The sequence below is a fragment of the Hymenobacter rubidus genome, assembly GCF_016734815.1.
Classification (GTDB): Bacteria; Bacteroidota; Bacteroidia; order Cytophagales; family Hymenobacteraceae; genus Hymenobacter; species Hymenobacter rubidus.
The window spans coordinates 157449-173075 of the sequence record NZ_JAERQF010000005.1 but is presented as its reverse complement, the minus strand read 5'-3'; the positions used below and the strand labels follow the sequence as shown (position 1 = coordinate 173075).

The following is a 15627-nucleotide window of genomic DNA, read 5'->3' as shown; positions in this document are numbered from 1 at the left end:
TTTCGCGCTACGGTACACCAACCCCGGAACCGCTATAACTTGAATCACCGTGGCTGTTGCAGAACTCGGTTTAGGCGGTTGCGCTGGCCACGAAGTGCGGGACCGAAGCGTGCGTGGCGGCAGTATCGGTGGCCGTCGGGGTCTGGCGCTTGTGTCGCTTGCGGGGCCTCTGGGCAGCCAGCAGGGGCCGTGCCAGCACCATCGCCGCGCTGATTTGCCGTTGGGGCCGGTGCTTGAGTAGCTTTTTTAGGTTGTAAGCCACGGCCGTCAGCAGCATGGTTTTGTGGGCACCGGCGTGGCCGCGCACGTTCATCCGGCGCAAGCCGTAGTGGTGAATCAGGTGGCCAAACACGGGTTCGACCGTGCCTTGGCGGAGGCGGCGTTTTCCTTGCCCGCGCCGGGTGTGCTGCCGCAGCCAGGCCCGGCGGTAGGCCGCGTCGTAAATCGTGCGGTTGATTTGCTTGCGCCGGGCCTTTGGCGCGCAGGTCGGTTTACGCGGGCATTGCGGGCAGTCTGAGCAGGTGGCCCAGTAAATCTTGTGCCAGCCGCCGTCCTGGTTCGTGTCGACCTTCTGAAAGGGGAGCGGCTTGCCTTCCATGCAGGTAAAAGAGTCGGTGGCGCGGTCGTAGGTAAACCCTTCAATTTCCGGCTTGTATGGGCCAACCACCGGTATCCAGGCCGTGATACGCTGGGCTTCGAGCAAGGCGTAGTTGGCGCCGTTGGCGTAGCCCGCATCGGCCAGCAGGTGGCGCAGGGGCAGCTCGTTCGTGCGCAAGCGCTGCTGCAGGCCACGGAGCAGCCGAGGCAAGTGGAGGCGGTCGCGGCTATCCGCAAAATCGGCCTGCACGTGGCTAATAACGCCTTTTGCGGTGTCCACCGCCAGGCTACAGAGGTAGTTCAGGGCCCGGGCTTTGCCGGGCTTGACGGAGATGCGCGCGTCGGGGTCGGTGGGACTGTAGTGGGTCTTGTTACTGAACAAGCGGGCTTTCTCGTGCTGCGCGCCGGGCACGCTGGAGTGGGCAGCGAGCCGGGCCTGGTGAGCTGCCAGGTTGCGTAATTGGTGGGCGGGCGCCGTCACCACCGAGGCGGCCAATACCGGGGCAGCCGGCGCGCCCGTGGCCAGCACGGGGCCATGGGTACCCGTTGGCCGCTTTTCCCGCACGGTTTCCAAGGAGGCATTGGCCTTAACCGGCGCCGAGTCGACGGCCTGCGTGTCGCCGGCCACCAGGCCGCGGGCCACGCACTGGGCGAAGACGTGGTCGAACAGGCGCTCGAACACGGAAGCCGGAAACAGCTGGCGGGTACGGCTGATGGTCGAGTGCCAGGGCAGCTCTTCGTCCACCTCGTAGCCCAAAAACAGCAGGATGTCGAGCCGCAGGGCGCAGTGCTCGACGAGGCGGCGGTCGCTGACCAGGTTTTCCAGCCGCCCGACGAGCACCAGCTTGAAGAACACCACCGGGTCGAGCGAAGGCTGCCCGGTGGGGCTGTAAAGACCCCGGGTCTGTTCGTAAAGAAACGTCCAGTCGACCAGCTCCGCCAGTCGGCGATACAAATTATGCGGCGGTACCCGCTCACTGAGCCGAAAGCGAACCACCTCTTTGTCGAGAAACAGCTTCTTGCCTTGCATCTTCCCTTTACGAACCCGAGTTCTGCAACAGCCACCCCTGTTTTATGGAACATCTGCCCTCTGTTATTTTAGTCGGCATTGTGTGCTTATTAGCTCCTTTTTGTGAACTGAGCGCGATGAGAAACCACGCCGGCATCAATCAGCAATGGCTCAGGCTAAAGGCTGCATCTGCGTTGGCTTAGGCCTAAGCCAGCAGCACACAGAGCAGCAGATATCCGCTTGTTCCGTAGCCGAAACGGTGGCTAACTAGCGTCCAGCCCCGGCAAGCCGAGCAAGTCCGCGACACGGCGCGCCACGGTTTTGACACGGGCGACATCCGGACCGGTGATGGTCAGGTGGCCCATCTTGCGGCCGGGGCGTGCGTGCTCCTTGCCATACAAATGCAGGTGCGTGCCCGGCTGGCGCAGCACGCTGCGCCAGTCCGGCTGCCGCGGCTGGCCCTCGGCGTCGAACCACACGTCGCCCAACAGGTTGAGCATGATGGCCGGGGAGTGCTGGCGCGGCTGCGGCAAGGGCAGGCCCGTCATGGCATACACTTGCAGGTCGAACTGCGACGCGTCGCAGGCGTCTAGGGTGTAGTGGCCGCTGTTGTGCGGACGCGGAGCCATTTCGTTGACCACCAGCCCCCCGTGGTCGCTGCCGTCTTCCACCACGAAGAATTCGACGCACAGCACCCCCACGTATCCGAGGTGCTGCGCGATGGAAACGGCCGCGGCGCGGGCCCGGTCGGCCAGGGCCGGCGGCATATTGCCTGCGTAGGCGTGGGTCACGGCCAGAATGCCCGCGACGTGCACGTTGCGCTGCGGGGCAAAGCTGACGACTTCTCCATCCCAGCCGCGCGCCACCAGCACCGAACACTCGGCGGTGAGCGGCAACATCTTTTCCAGCACGCAGGCCACGCTGCCCAGCTCCGCCCAGGCGGCGGCCAGCTCTTGGGCGGTCCTGACGCGGAGCTGGCCTTTGCCGTCGTAGCCCAGGCGCGCGGTTTTCAGGATGCCGGGCAGCAAATCCGCCCGGTCGGCCTGAATAGTTTGCAGCTGGGCCGGCGTTTCCAGCACCGCGTAGGGCGCGCAGGTCACCCCCGACAGGCCAGCGCAAGCCACGAAGTGGGCTTTCTCCTCGATGCGGTTTTGGGCAATGCCCACCACGGCCGCGCCGGGCGCCACGGGGCGGGCCTGCGCCAGCGTTTGCAGGGCCTGGGCCGGCACGTTTTCAAACTCGGTGGTGATGGCCTGGCACAGCCCGGCCAGCTGGGCCAGCCCGGCCGGGTCGTCATAGTCGGCCTGGATGTGGTGGTGGCTCACCAGCCCGGCGGGACTTTGCGCGTCGGGTTCCAGCACGGCGGTGAAATAGCCCAGGCGCTGGGCGGCGTGCACAAACATCCGGCCCAGTTGGCCGCCCCCCACCACGCCCAGCGTGGCCCGCTGGCCAGCGGCGTCCACCGTGCCTGGAAAAACCGGGGCAAGGGCTGCAAGGTGACCGTCGGCGCTCATATGGGCAGCGTCATGGCGCGGGCGGCTTCGGTTTGTTCGGCGCGAAACGCCTGCAGCTTGGTCGCCAGGGCCGGGTCGTGCAAGGCCAGCTGGCCCACGGCAAACAGCGCGGCATTGGCCGCCCCGGCCGTGCCAATGGCAAACGTGGCCACGGGTATCCCTTTGGGCATCTGCACGATGCTGTGCAGCGAGTCGACTCCTTGCAAGTGGCGACTGGCCACCGGCACGCCCAGCACGGGCACCGTCGTTTTGGCGGCCAGCATTCCGGGCAGGTGGGCGGCCCCGCCCGCGCCCGCAATGATGGCCTGCAAGCCGCGCGGGCCTGCCTGTTCGGCGTAGGCAAACAAGTCGTCGGGCATGCGGTGGGCCGACACCACGCGCGCTTCGTGGGCCACGCCAAACTGCGTGAGAATCTGCACGGCGTGCTGCATGGTGTCCCAGTCGCTGCTGGAGCCCATCACCACGCCGATAAGCGGCTTATCGGAGGAAGTAGTGTTCATTGAAATTACTTGGTCGTCATGCTGAGCGCAGCCGAAGCATGACGTTCTTAGTTAATGCTTTGCTTTTCGTCACCAATTAGCGCTCCAGCAGAATTTCCGTGCCCAACACCACCAAATCCACCCGGCCCTTCAAGGTCTGGTCGATGAAGGGGGTGTTTTGGGATTTGGATTTCATGAATTCCCGCGTGAAGGTGGTTTCCGCCCCGGTATCGAACAAAACGCACTCGGCTGGCTGGCCCACTTCGATGGTGGGGACGGGCAGGCCCATCAGGCGCCGGGGCTCGGCCGAATAGCGCTTCACCACCAGGTCCCAGCCAAACTTGCCGGGCTCCACGAAATGGTGGTAGAGCGACACCAGCGCCGTATCGAGACCGGTGATGCCGTTGGGCGCGCTGATGAAATCCTGGGCTTTCTCAAACGGCGTGTGCGGCGCGTGGTCGGTGGCAATGAGGTCGAACACGCCCTCTTTGAGGCCTGCGAGCAAGGCGTCGCAGTCGGCCTGCGTGCGCAGCGGCGGGTTCATTTTGTAGTTGGTGTCGTAGTCGCCGATGTGCTCGTCGGTGAACATCAGGTGGTGCGGGGCCACTTCGGCCGTCACCTTCACGTCGCCGCGCGATTTCCACCAGCGAATGGTTTCCATCCCGAGCTTGCTCGACACGTGCTGGATGTGAATGTGCGCGCCCGCCGCGTGGGCCAGGCGGATGTCGCGGTCGATGATGATTTCCTCGGCGCACGCCGGCGAGCCCTTGATGCCGAGCCGGTAGCTCATCACGCCTTCGTTGAGGGCGCGCGGCCCGGCCAGTTCCGGCACCTCGCAGTGGCTGGCAAAAAACATCCCAAACTCGGTGGCGTACTGCATGGCCCGCAGCAGCACCGCCGGGTCGTGGGTGGTGTCGCCGTCGTCGGTGAGCATTTTCACGCCCAGCCCGTGCATGCCCTCAATTTCGGCCAGCTCCTTGCCTTCGCGGTTCTTCGTCACGCAGCCGGAAGTGTACACCGGAATGCGGGACCGGTGCTTGGCGTTTTCCAGCACGGTGGCCACGGCGGTGGCCGAGTCGAGGGCCGGGCGGGTGTTGGGCATCATCACCACGCCGGTGATGCCGCCGTTGATGGCCGCTTCGCTGCCCGTGGTGATGGTTTCCTTGTTCTCAAAGCCAGGGGCGCGAAAGTGGACGTGGGCATCAAACATGCCGGGCATCAGCACCCGGCCGCGGGCGTCGATGACGCGGGTTCCCTCGGGGACGGCCAGTTTGGGACCAATTTTTTGAATAATTCCCTCGACAATCAAGACATCGCTCTCGACAAGTTCGGGTGAGTTTTCGGCGGCGATGCGGGCGTTTTGAAGGAGCAGCATGGAGGAAGAAGGGCGGTAAACCGGCAAGGGATGGGGAATATTCGGGTTATTAAAAATGAACGTCCTGCTGAGCGCAGTCGAAGCAGCTCTACCGCTTCGTCAGGCTCCCCTCTCTTTTGGAGAGGGGCCGGGGGTGAGGTTTCGCCGTCAGGCAAAGCGGGAGAGCTGCTTCGACTGCGCTCAGCAGGACCGCCTGGTTAAGGCAGCGCTACCGCGGCGCTGGCGCGCTGCGGGGCCACGTACGACTCCTGTTTCGGAAAGTCGCCGCCCGGCGTGAGCCAGTCGAGCACGGCCATGCGCACGGAAATCCCGTTTTCGACCTGGTTGGTAATCAGGCTGCGCTCGTAGTCCATCACCGCGTCGCAGAGTTCGACGCCCCGGTTCACGGGGCCGGGGTGCATGATGTAGAGGCCGCGGTCGCCGATTTCGGCCAGCCGGGCCGTGGTGATGCCGTAGACGCGGTGGTACTCGCGCACGCTGGGGAAAAACTGCACGTCCTGGCGCTCGAGCTGCACGCGGAGCAGGTACACCACGTCGGGCGCCCAGGCCATGGCGGCCTCGTAGTCGGTGAAGCGGCGGATGCTGGCCGGCACGTATTTGGGCACCAGCGAGCCCGGCCCCAGGTACGCCACCTCCACGCCCAGCTTCTGCAGCAGCGTGCTGGTGGAGCGCGCCACGCGGGAATGCAGAATATCGCCGATGATGAGGACCTTCTTGCCGCGGGGGTCGGGGAATTTTTCCCGGATGGTGAAGGCGTCGAGCAGGGCCTGGGTGGGGTGTTCGTGGGCACCGTCGCCGGCGTTGATGACCGAGGCCGTGGTTTGCCGGGCTATCATGCCGGGCAGGCCGGGGTGGCTGTGGCGCACAATGATGTAGTCGGTGCGCATGGCCTGGAGTGTTTCAATCGTCTCGCGCACCGACTCGCCCTTGGTGATGGAGGAGTTGGCCACGTCGAAGTTCGTGACCTCCGCCGAGAGGCGTTTGGCCGCCACCTCGAAGGAGGAGTGCGTGCGCGTGCTGGCCTCGTAGAACAGCATGAGCACGGACTTGCCCTCCAGCGCGGGAATTTTCTTCACCGAGTGGCTGAACAGTTTCTTAAAGGACGTGGATTGGTCGAGCAAAAACTCGATTTCCTCGCGGTGCAGGGATGCGATGTCGAGCAGGTCTTTACGTGCCATACCGGAGTGGGGAGAATAAGTGCGTGGTCAGTGGTTGCGAGTTGGCGTTTTTACCCGATTGGTGGAGCGATGCCCAGCTCCGTGGGCATAAAAAAACCGTTTCGGAATCCGAAACGGTAGCGGGGCAAAACCAGGAAAAAATAACGGAAATACCAGCGGCAAAATCAGGAGAACCGATGATGGCAAAGACCTCTCGGCCCACTCGCGGCGCCCTGCCGAGCAAGGTCCCGCGCTTCATCAACAAATTCTTTGGTTGAAGCATGGTGCAAAAATACGGCATTGTTACGCCCGGCCATCCATCGGTCATGTTAACTTTATTTCGCGCCGTTTTTTTCAACGTTTATTTTCGGGCTAACCGGCTAAACGACGCCCTTTTTATCCTTATTTTCTCCGTTCAAAAAAAATGCAGCCTGCGTAGCCAATTGCTCGGCAACGACCACCCCGCTTAACTTTGGCTCTTTATTTCGCCGCTTCGGCGGCAAGCGGCCTCTGGGCGGGCGCCGCACGTTAGCCCCGCGCCAGGCTCCGGTTTATGCGGCCTACCAGCGCCGGTCCTTCGTAAACAAAGCCAGGGCAAAGCTGAATCAGCGTGGCCCCGGCGGCCAGCTTCTCCTGCGCATCGGCCACGGAGTGGATGCCGCCCGCGCCGATAATCGGCAGCCCGCCGTCGGAGTGGCGGTGCAGGTAGCGGATGACTTCGGTGGCCCGCGCCCGTAGCGGCTTGCCGCTCAGCCCGCCCGCACCCAGCGAGGCCACGTAGCCCGGCGCGGTGCTCAGCTTGTCGCGGCTGATGGTGGTATTGGTGGCAACGAGGCCGCTGTGCCCGGCGCAGGTTGTCGAACACCAAGTGGTAGGCGCGCTTCGCATTGAGGTTGAAAAACAGGGGTTTGACAGAAGCTTTGTACGCGGGCATCAGGTCCTGATTGGTGGCAAAGGTCGGTGAATAAGGCTGCCAAAACCCGTCCTGGGTCCGGAATAATATTTAGGGAAATTTGCCTCAGGTTTACTAAATCAACCGTCTAAATGAACGAGTAGTTAGAACCCAACATCAAAACGGCCTGACGTGACGGAGATGGTACTGCCGCCCCGATAGTCAAGCGCAGAAAACTCAAAGGTGCCGGGCATCACGCGGGCGACGGTATCAATGCGGGTGAGCGTGACCGCCCCCGCGCGTGGACCATGTATAGAAACTGCCCGCGCTGCGATTAAGACTGCCGTAATCACCCGTGGAGGGTTCGTGGCCAAGGAGTAGGTGCCTGGCCGAAACGCGTCGCGCAAGGCCAAGTACATTTGCCCCTGTTCGCCATAAGCCGTTATGCCAATTTCACGTCGGTAGAAATAGCCCCGTAGCGGGGTAATAGGCTGAAAAACGTTTTGGCTAGACGTAGGCAGAAACACTTGGCCATCCAAGAGGCAGCCAAACGTGTTTTTTCCATCTTGCGTGGCCTTGGGCAACGGGCCGCCGTCGTCCTTTTTGCAGCCGACTAATAGGACGGAGATGGTGGCAGGGCGTGAGGATGGGGCCGAAGCGGGCGAGGTGCTTCGGCTGCGCGCAGCAAGACCGCCTTTTTAGGCAACTACTTACACCCACCGACGCTTAAAACAGGAAGTCGAACCCCACAAAAAGCAGTTTCTCCTCCCCCACCGAGTAGGTGGCGTTGATGACGGCGGCCTTTAGAATGTCGATGTAAATGCCGCCACCAAAGCCGCTGTGGAAAGCGTTGAGGCCGGTGTAGGTGCCGGTGTCGTTGTCGGAATACACGCGGCCGATGTCGGCCAGGCCCATGATGCCGAACTTGCCGGGGAAGAGGTAGGCGTTGAAGGAAAACAGCTCCAGGCGCGGCTCAAAGTTGGCGTAGATGGCCGTGCGGCCCGCAAAGCGGGTGCGGCGGTAGCCGCGCAGGTTGGTGGTGCCGCCCAGCGTGTTGGCCTGGTAGAAGCGGTAGTCGCCGTAGTTGTGCTGGTAGCCGATGCGGCCGGCGTAGGTAAGGTGGAAGGGGAAGTTGGGCGTGAGGTAGGCCCGGAACTCGGTGCTCAGGCGCCCGAAGCTCAGGCTTTCGCTGTTGAGCTGCCAGTTGTACTGGAACTCGTTGTACCAGCGCAGGCCAATGCGCGGGTTTTTGGCCGAGGAGCTGGCGTCGAGGTTGAGGTACATCAGGCCGCCGAGGTACTGATTCACTTGGAAGTCGGAGGCGCGCACGCCGAAGCGGCGGTTCTCATACGTCACGGTGCCGCCCTTGGTGAGGCTGTCCTTGATGGCCGTGCCGATGGGGTCCTGCTCGACGCGGAACTGGTCGTACTGCGGCCCAATGCCGAACTTGAGGAAGGTAAACAGCTTGCGCTCGAAGGTGGGCGCAATGGTGAGGCGCTGGAAACGCACGCGGTAGGCACTGTTCACGGTGCGGGCCGTCACCACGCCGCGGTTGGCGTCTTCGGTGGCCAGGTTCACGGTGTTGTTGCCGATGCCGAAGAAGTTGTAGAGCAGCTGCGGGCCGTAGTACTGGGCCGCCACGTGCAAGTCGGTCTTCTTGAAAATACGGGTAAACTGGCCGGTGTAGCGAATGTTGTAGGCCTCGCGGGCCGGCGCAAAGTTGGCCGCAATGGTCTGCTCCCAGGAGTAGGGCTCGCGGCGGAAACCGTAGTGGCGGTAGGTGGCCCCGCCGCCGATGAGCACGCCGTCGTCGATGTTGTAGCCGAAATACAGGGCCGGGCCAAAGTAGTCGAGCCGGTAGTCTTTCAGGTCGAAGCGGTGCGGGTAGTCGTAGCGGCTCACCTCGTAGCCGGGCTCCAGGCGCAGGCGGGCTTCGCTGCTGGCGTTCACCACGTTGCCGGTGTCGGCGTCGTAAATCTGGGTTTTGTGGAGCAGGCCGCCCACGTGGTCGCGGGTGGTGATGGTGTCGTGGCCGGTGCCGGCAATGATGCGCAGCTTCACGCCCTTTTTCACGTCGCCGCGCACGTCGTACACGTCCTTGCCGCTGATGCCGTAGAGGCGCACCTCGTCGGTTACTTTGTCATCGAAGGTGCGGTCGTAGAGCACCTTAGTAAGCTTGCCGTCCTTGTTGATTTTGCGCATCACCACGTGGGTTTTGTTGCCCGCCAGGCGCTCCACGGTGAATTTCTCGCGCTTCTTGGAGCCGCGCACTTCTACAATCTCGGCCAGCACGTCGGCGTACTTGCCGGCCAGGTCGGGCAGCAGGTCGCGGCGGCTTCTCAGCTTGGCCATGATTTCCTTGGCGTGCAGGTCGTAGATTTCCTTGGGCCACTTATCGCGGAAAGCCTTCTCAATCACCTCGTCGGTGAGGTGGCTTTTCATGTACTCGGCCTGCGCTATCCACTCCTCGCGGGTCACGGCGCTCATGAATACCCGGTCGTTGCTCAGGCCGGTCTGGTTCAGCCCCTTGTAGTCGGCGTAGTCGTAGCCGAAATTCTGGAAGTTGCGAATGGCAAACTTGCGCGAAATCAGGTAGGGCAGCACACCGTCGCCCTTGAAGAAGGCAATATCCCGGTCCTCGGGCACAGCCACGTAGCGGCGGTCGCCGTCCTTCTGCTTGGTTTCGCTCCAGCGCCACTGGTCCTCGTGCCGGTCCCAGTCGCCAATCCACATATCGAAGAGGCGCGAGCGGGCAAAGGCCACTTGGTCTACCTGGTTGTCGTTGTCGTCCAGCAGCTTGTCCAGCATCTTGTCGGTGCTCACCAGCTTGGTGGCAAAGCCCAGGCTGGCCACGTTGTCCTGGCTGTCCTTGGCGTCTTCCTCGATGGCGGCGGGCAGGTTGGCAAACTGCGCGTAGTACTGCCCCAGCAGCGGGTCTTGCGGAATGTAGACCGGCTCGGGGTTGGTGTGCAAAATGCCGGCCGCCGTGCCCAGCGGCGGCAGTACAAACGAGGCATACGGGTGCTGGGCCGAAATCTGGTCCTGCAGCACGGCCTTGGCCAGGCCGGTGCGCAGCTGCTCGGGCAGCACGGCGGCAGGGTCTTTGTCGATGCCGCGCAGCGAGTAGTTGTAGCCGGCCTCGTTGCGCACTTTCAGCGAAGCGGTTTGCTTGCCGCCGCCGGTTTTGTAGGGCATCAGGCCACCTTTGTCGTTGGCCAGGTCCAGGGTGCGGAATTTCACGGGCGTGGCCCACTCCTTGCGGTAGTGCTCGCCCAGCAGCCAGTTGTGGAAGCCGCCGTGCTTGTCGTAGGCGGGGTTGATGGCCACGGTCACGCTGCTGTCGCGGAAGTCGGGGCGCTTCGTGGGGATGGGGGCTTTGGCAATGGCTTCGGCGTCTTTCTCCTTTTTCTTTTCCTTGTCTTTCTTCTTTTCCTTGATGGCCTCCTCGGTCTGGGGCAACTTCTTGCCGTTGGCCTCGCCGTTGGTGGTGGTCAGGGCCGTTTCCGACACGGGCTGGGCCTTTTGGGTGGCAATGGCGCCCGTGGTTTTGGCGTAGAGCGGCGTGCGGAACACCCGGCGGGCCGTGGTGCCGTTGCCCTGCGGAATGAAGTACTCGGTCCACACCTGGCCGTCGTCGTAGTAGTTCACCTCGGCCCAGCCCTTCTCCTTGTCCGAAAAAATGGCCCCGCCGCCATCACCCGGCTTCACGTGCTGGGTTTTGCAGCCCGAGCCGCTCACGATGAAGTGCGTGCTGCCTTCCTTGTAATACTGGAGGTTGTGCTCGTGCCCGGCCGCGTAAATGACGTTGGGGTATTTGCTGAAAATATCGAGCAGGTTCTTGCGGTAGGCCTGGTAGGCGGGGTGCGGAATGTCCTGGTTGATGCCGCCGTACTTGCGGGCAAACGGGTAAATCGACCCAATAATGGGCAGCGGAATAAAGGCGTATTTGAAAACGATGCTGAGCGGAAAAATGTGGTCGGCCAGGGTGAAATAGCCGCCGTGAATGCCGTCGGAAAACAGCGGGTGGTGGGCAAACACCATGATGTTTTTCTCCTTGTTGCGCTCAATGATTTCCTGGAGCGCGGCGTACACATCGTCCTCGTTTTCGGCGCCGCAGTTGCCGTCGCGGCCGGAAGGGCGGTAGGCGGGCGGCGTCAGAAACCACTGCGAGTTCAGGGCAATGAGCACCAGGTCGTCCTGCACGCGCACCTCAAACGGGCCGGGGCAGCCGTCGCGCGGCACAAAGAAGTCGCCGGTGTAGCTGAACGCCGTCGAGTCCTTCATCATGTAGTTTTCCACGAAGGCCTGCTCGCGGTTCACCTGCTCCAGCCCGCCGGGGTTGCCCTGTATCCAGTCGTGGTTGCCGGGCGTCATGTACTTCTCGCCGGGGTAGCCCCGGAAAATATCGAGCTGCGTGGTGAGGCGCCTTTCGGCAATCTTGCGGTCGTAGGACCCTTCCGGCGGCATGCCGTAGTTGTAAATGTTGTCGCCCAGGTAGATGGTGGTGCTGTTTTTGCCGGCTTTCATGATTTCCTGGCGCAGGAAATTGAGGCTGGGCTCGCCGCCCTTCTCGGGCGAAATGGGGTTGCCCACGTCGCCAATCAGAAACACCCGGTAGCGGATGCGAGTCGAATCCGGCGGCACGTTGCGCTGCCAGTTCACGCCGGCTTTGCGGTAGTTGGGGCGGCTGCGGTGGGGGTTCTGGTCCGACTCGCCGGGCGAGGGTATTTCCTTTTGGGTTTCTTTCGGAACCGGGGGCTTCTTGGGCCCGGCAGGTTGGGCAAGGGCCGCGAGGGGCAGGCAGCAGGCAAGCAGAAAAGCAAGGCGGCGAAGTAAAATCATGTAATAGGGTACTAAAAAAGAGAGCTCCACACCCGGCCACAAAGCGCCGCCACCGCTCGGGGATGCGTGGGGAGCAGAAGCTTGGTAGGGCCCGTTACGCAAAGCACGGCAGTGCGGTTAAGGACGGGGTTTTTAACTTACGCCCCGCCCTTCGCGTTGAAAGCCCGGAAGCCCGTCGGATGAACCGGCCGTAGCTTCGCTCATCATGAAAGAAACTTCTCCCGAAGCCATCGAGACGGCTGCCGCGGCCACGCCGGCCGAACCAACGGAAACCCCGGCTGCCGATAGCCCCGCCGACCGCGTGGCCGACCCCGATGGCAAGCCCTCCAAAGCCAAAGCCTCGCCCCTGGCCAAAGAGGCCGAAGCGTACATTACCGCGCTGTTTGCCAAAGAAATGGCACCCCAGCTCACCTACCACTCCATTGGCCACACCGAAGCGGTGGTGAAGGAATGCCGCGCCCTGGCCCCCGCCGCCGACCTCAGCCCCGACGACACGGAACTGCTGCTGCTGGCCGCCTGGTTTCACGATGCCGGCTACCTCGACGTGTACGAGGGCCACGAGTTCCGGAGCATGGAGCGGGCCGGCGCCTGGCTGGCCGAGCACGGCATGGCCGCCGGCCGCGTGCAGCTGGTGAAGGACATGATAAAAGCCACGCACCGCGACGAAACGCCCGAAACCGAGCTGCAAAAGCTGCTGGTGGATGCCGACATGAGCAACCTGGCCCGCGACGACTTCCGCTCCCGCGCCGAGATGCTGCGCACCGAATGGGAACTGGTGCTGGGCAAAACCTACTCCAACCCCGAATGGGCCGAGCTCCAGCTCAACTTCATGCTGGGCCACAAGTACCATTCTGCCGCCGGCAAGGAGCGCTACCGCAAAACCTTTAAAAAGAACATTGAAGACCAGCGCGACGAGCTGAAAAAGCGGGAAAAGAAAGACAAGAAAAAGGCCAAGGAAAAGAACGAAACCTTCGCCGAGCCCAAGCGGGGCATCGAAACCATGTTCCGGACCATGTACGGCAACCACGTGAAGCTTTCGGCCATGGCCGACAAGAAGGCCAGCATGATGATTCAGCTCAACGCCGTGCTGATTTCGGTCATTATCACTTACCTGGGTGCCAAGATGGGCAAGGCCGGCGCCCTGGGCCCCATGATGAGCGGCAACCCCGTGCTGGGCATTCCGGTGAGCATCCTGCTGGTGACGGCCCTGGGCTCGGTCACCACGGCCATTCTCTCGGCGCAGCCCGACGTGACCAGCTTTGCCTGGCTCAAGAAAAGCCCCGAAATCGCCAGCAACCGCCGGGTCAACCTGCTGTTCTTCGGCCAGTTCACCAAGCTCAGCCTCGACCACTTCCAAAGCGGTATGCGCGAGATGATGCGCCAGAAAGAAGCCATCTACACCAACATGATAACCGACGTATACTACCTCGGCGAGGTGCTCTCGCGCAAGTACAACCTGCTGCGCACCAGCTACACCATCTTCATGGTCGGGCTCATTCTGACGGCCCTGTCGTTCGGCATTGCGCTGCTGTATAAGTCGTAACTGAACCCGAGAATGCAAGACGTGCGTTATATTTGCTGGGCAAGTTTGCCACCTGGGCCTGTAGCTTAACTGCATAAAGCAAGCCTCTCCTAAGGGCTAGAGTACAGGTTGGATTCCTGTCAGGCTCACTTAGTTAAGTCTCGCACTGTCGTCATTTTAATGGCTGATTAGTGCGGGACTTTCTGCTAATAGGCCGTGGTCGTATTCCCAGTGACAATTCGGACAGAGCACCAAAATGTTCTCCGGGCCGGATACTTGTTGAACCGTTGCTGAATCTGGGAAATCCCTGATGGGTTGCTTATGACAGTATTCCACATGCTTGTCGTATCCGCACGCTTGGCATACGCGAAGCCGGTGGGCATTCAGCAACCGCGTAATGCTATTGAGATATCCCCGGTAATAACTGGGGTGCTTGATGGCATCTTTGGCCTTGAGCTGTGCCACGGTTAGCAGCCGGTAATCTGCTTTGCGCTTGCCGTGTACTGCGCAAAATTGCCGGTCGCCCTGAATCAGGGTATCGCACTCGGCACATTTTCGAGTCAACTGCCGCTTGGGGGCCTGTTGGTTGGTATGAATGGCAGCGTGGGAGCGGGAACAATATTTGGGGTTCGATGTGCGAGCGCCACAGTGCTGACAGGTGTTCATGCCTCAACTTACTGAATATTGCTTACCAGCCCCGCACGCCGGGGGCCAATTCGTTTAAGTAGGTTTCCAGCCAGGTGTAGTCGCCAGGCGCCAGGGCTTCACGGTCAGCCGCATTGCGCGGGTTTAGGCCGTGCTTTTTTTCCCAGTTGTCGGGCATGCCATCTTGGTCCGTGTCGGCGGGCGGGGGGGCGGATTTCAGGTTCGGCCAGGCACTTTGGGTCACGGCGTAGGGCGTGCCGTGCGGGTAGCCGCCCTGCACGTCGATGATGCGGCCGGTACCGGTGCGCACGTTGCGCACAATGCGCTGGTCGAGCGTGTCGCGGGCCGGGCGCACGCAGCCCGCGCCAGCCAATACGGCTTCATAGGCGGCCTGGGCGCTTTGCGGAGGCAGGGCAATGCTGGGGAAGGGCACCGCAGCCTGCGCCGACACGGTATCGGCGGGACTGCCGCCGTTCATGGCCGCGCCCAGCCAGTTGCGGCGAGTTACTTCCGGCGAGCCGTCCACGTAATTTCCGTTCAAGTAATAGCGGCCGTAGGGCAGTTGGGGCAGGGCCGTGCCCCGGTCGGCCTGAATGATTTCAAACCGGCGCGGCACCCCACTTTTCAAGCTGGAGGAGGTAGCAGGGCCGGCTTTGTAGTAGTTGCCCACGATGTTGTACTGGCCGCCCCCACCGCCGTCGATGGTGTAGGTGCCCCAGTTGTAGATGACGTTGTTGCGGAAGTCGGCGGTTTCCTGGCCGGGCGTGCCGGGCGGCAGGTTCAGGCTGCCATCGAAGCGGGGGTTGCGGCCCTGGCAGTGGGCAAACAGGTTGTGGTGAAACGAGCCGTGGCGCCCGCCCCAAATGCCACCGTAGCCGTGCTTCTGGAAGTCGGGCGCCTCGTTTTCGAAGTGGTAGGAGTAATTCAACGGCTCCGAAATGAGGTTCCACTGCAAGGTCACACTGTCGCCGGCGTACACCGAAAACGCCTCGTCGGTGCTCCAGCTCATCGAGCAGTGGTCCACCATAATGCGGCTGCGGCGGTAGGCCCCGAAGGCGTCGTCGGCCCCGGCGCCGTCCACTTTGCCGCCGTTCTGGTACCGGTCGCCGAGGCGGAAGCGCAGGAAGCGGACCACCACGTTGTCGCCACTGATGCTCACCGAATGGTCAGCCAGGCAAATGCCATCGCCGGGCGCGGTTTGGCCGGCCACGGTGGTGTTGGCCGGTATTTTCAAGGGCTTGGTGAGATGGATGGTTCCACTGAGTCGAAACACCACCGTGCGAAAGGCCGCTTTTTCGCTGAGGGCGTGGCGCAAGGTACCGGGCGTGCCGTCGTCGGCCAGCGAAGTGACGGCGAATACGGTGGTAGGCGTGGCCGCCGTGCCTCGGCCGCCGGACGTGAATTTGCCTGCGCCTTCAGCCCCTGGAAAGGCTGGCTGTTGGGCCGACACGGAGCCGGTCAGCAATAGAATGAATGTGCCTAGAGGTAGCAGGCAGGGCACATGAGCGAATAAGAACATACAAAACAACCTATTGGTGGAAGTCATGACAAGATAGGTTGATGAGTATTTAATGGCATCTGGAGCCAGTTGCGGG

General features: G+C 62.3%; 10 protein-coding genes and 1 tRNA gene. 2 read left to right on the top strand and 9 right to left on the bottom strand.

Annotated features, from left to right (window positions below):
• Window positions 1-70: 70 nt before the first annotated feature.
• From JKL48_RS05975 to JKL48_RS23050, 7 genes are all read right to left on the bottom strand, one after another.
• On the bottom strand, window positions 71-1627 hold the full coding sequence (locus JKL48_RS05975; protein WP_201979908.1) for an IS1182 family transposase: 1557 nt from the start codon (window positions 1625-1627) through the stop codon (window positions 71-73).
• 242 nt (window positions 1628-1869) lie between these two features.
• On the bottom strand, window positions 1870-3120 hold the full coding sequence (locus tag JKL48_RS05970) for a 5-(carboxyamino)imidazole ribonucleotide synthase (protein WP_201979904.1): 1251 nt from the start codon (window positions 3118-3120) through the stop codon (window positions 1870-1872).
• Complete coding sequence (gene purE, locus JKL48_RS05965) at window positions 3117-3620, bottom strand: 5-(carboxyamino)imidazole ribonucleotide mutase (RefSeq protein ID WP_201979902.1); 504 nt, start codon at window positions 3618-3620, stop codon at window positions 3117-3119. Before purE ends, JKL48_RS05970 begins: the two co-directional genes overlap by 4 nt.
• 76 nt (window positions 3621-3696) lie before the next feature.
• The gene (locus JKL48_RS05960; RefSeq protein WP_201979899.1) at window positions 3697-4974 is read right to left on the bottom strand and encodes a dihydroorotase; all 1278 of its coding nucleotides are present in this window, start codon (window positions 4972-4974) and stop codon (window positions 3697-3699) included.
• 197 nt (window positions 4975-5171) lie between these two features.
• Entirely contained in the window at window positions 5172-6152 is a 981-nt protein-coding gene (locus JKL48_RS05955; protein WP_201979897.1) for an aspartate carbamoyltransferase catalytic subunit, read from the bottom strand.
• A 507-nt stretch (window positions 6153-6659) separates the two neighbouring features.
• Complete coding sequence (locus JKL48_RS05950) at window positions 6660-7019, bottom strand: dihydroorotate dehydrogenase (protein ID WP_201979895.1); 360 nt, start codon at window positions 7017-7019, stop codon at window positions 6660-6662.
• 730 nt (window positions 7020-7749) lie between these two features.
• Window positions 7750-11865 carry a metallophosphoesterase gene (locus JKL48_RS23050; RefSeq protein WP_236668641.1) on the bottom strand — a complete coding sequence of 1372 codons (4116 nt, stop codon included), beginning with the start codon at window positions 11863-11865 and terminating at the stop codon, window positions 7750-7752.
• 205 nt (window positions 11866-12070) lie between these two features.
• Between JKL48_RS23050 and JKL48_RS05940 the strand changes: the two genes are divergently transcribed.
• Together JKL48_RS05940 and JKL48_RS05935 are read left to right on the top strand one after the other, a co-directional pair.
• The gene (locus JKL48_RS05940) at window positions 12071-13408 is read left to right on the top strand and encodes a Pycsar system effector family protein (protein WP_236668640.1); all 1338 of its coding nucleotides are present in this window, start codon (window positions 12071-12073) and stop codon (window positions 13406-13408) included.
• A 54-nt stretch (window positions 13409-13462) separates the two neighbouring features.
• A tRNA-Arg gene (locus tag JKL48_RS05935) sits at window positions 13463-13536 on the top strand.
• A gap of 28 nt (window positions 13537-13564) precedes the next feature.
• Here the strand turns inward: JKL48_RS05935 and JKL48_RS05930 are convergent.
• Both JKL48_RS05930 and JKL48_RS05925 read right to left on the bottom strand, forming a co-directional pair.
• The gene (locus tag JKL48_RS05930; protein WP_201979893.1) at window positions 13565-14053 is read right to left on the bottom strand and encodes an HNH endonuclease; all 489 of its coding nucleotides are present in this window, start codon (window positions 14051-14053) and stop codon (window positions 13565-13567) included.
• Window positions 14054-14075: 22 nt separating this feature from the next.
• Complete coding sequence (locus JKL48_RS05925) at window positions 14076-15497, bottom strand: pectate lyase family protein (protein WP_201979890.1); 1422 nt, start codon at window positions 15495-15497, stop codon at window positions 14076-14078.
• Window positions 15498-15627 lie beyond the last annotated feature (130 nt).

What these genes read in the sequence shown, in the direction of transcription:
- JKL48_RS05975 (WP_201979908.1), bottom strand. Translation starts at nt 1,627, where the DNA reads ATGCAAGGCAAGAAGCTGTTTCTCGACAAAGAGGTGGTTCGCTTTCGG.
- JKL48_RS05970 (WP_201979904.1), bottom strand. Translation starts at nt 3,120, where the DNA reads ATGAGCGCCGACGGTCACCTTGCAGCCCTTGCCCCGGTTTTTCCAGGC.
- purE (WP_201979902.1), bottom strand. Translation starts at nt 3,620, where the DNA reads ATGAACACTACTTCCTCCGATAAGCCGCTTATCGGCGTGGTGATGGGC.
- JKL48_RS05960 (WP_201979899.1), bottom strand. Translation starts at nt 4,974, where the DNA reads ATGCTGCTCCTTCAAAACGCCCGCATCGCCGCCGAAAACTCACCCGAA.
- JKL48_RS05955 (WP_201979897.1), bottom strand. Translation starts at nt 6,152, where the DNA reads ATGGCACGTAAAGACCTGCTCGACATCGCATCCCTGCACCGCGAGGAA.
- JKL48_RS05950 (WP_201979895.1), bottom strand. Translation starts at nt 7,019, where the DNA reads ATGCGAAGCGCGCCTACCACTTGGTGTTCGACAACCTGCGCCGGGCAC.
- JKL48_RS23050 (WP_236668641.1), bottom strand. Translation starts at nt 11,865, where the DNA reads ATGATTTTACTTCGCCGCCTTGCTTTTCTGCTTGCCTGCTGCCTGCCC.
- JKL48_RS05940 (WP_236668640.1), top strand. Translation starts at nt 12,071, where the DNA reads ATGAAAGAAACTTCTCCCGAAGCCATCGAGACGGCTGCCGCGGCCACG.
- JKL48_RS05930 (WP_201979893.1), bottom strand. Translation starts at nt 14,053, where the DNA reads ATGAACACCTGTCAGCACTGTGGCGCTCGCACATCGAACCCCAAATAT.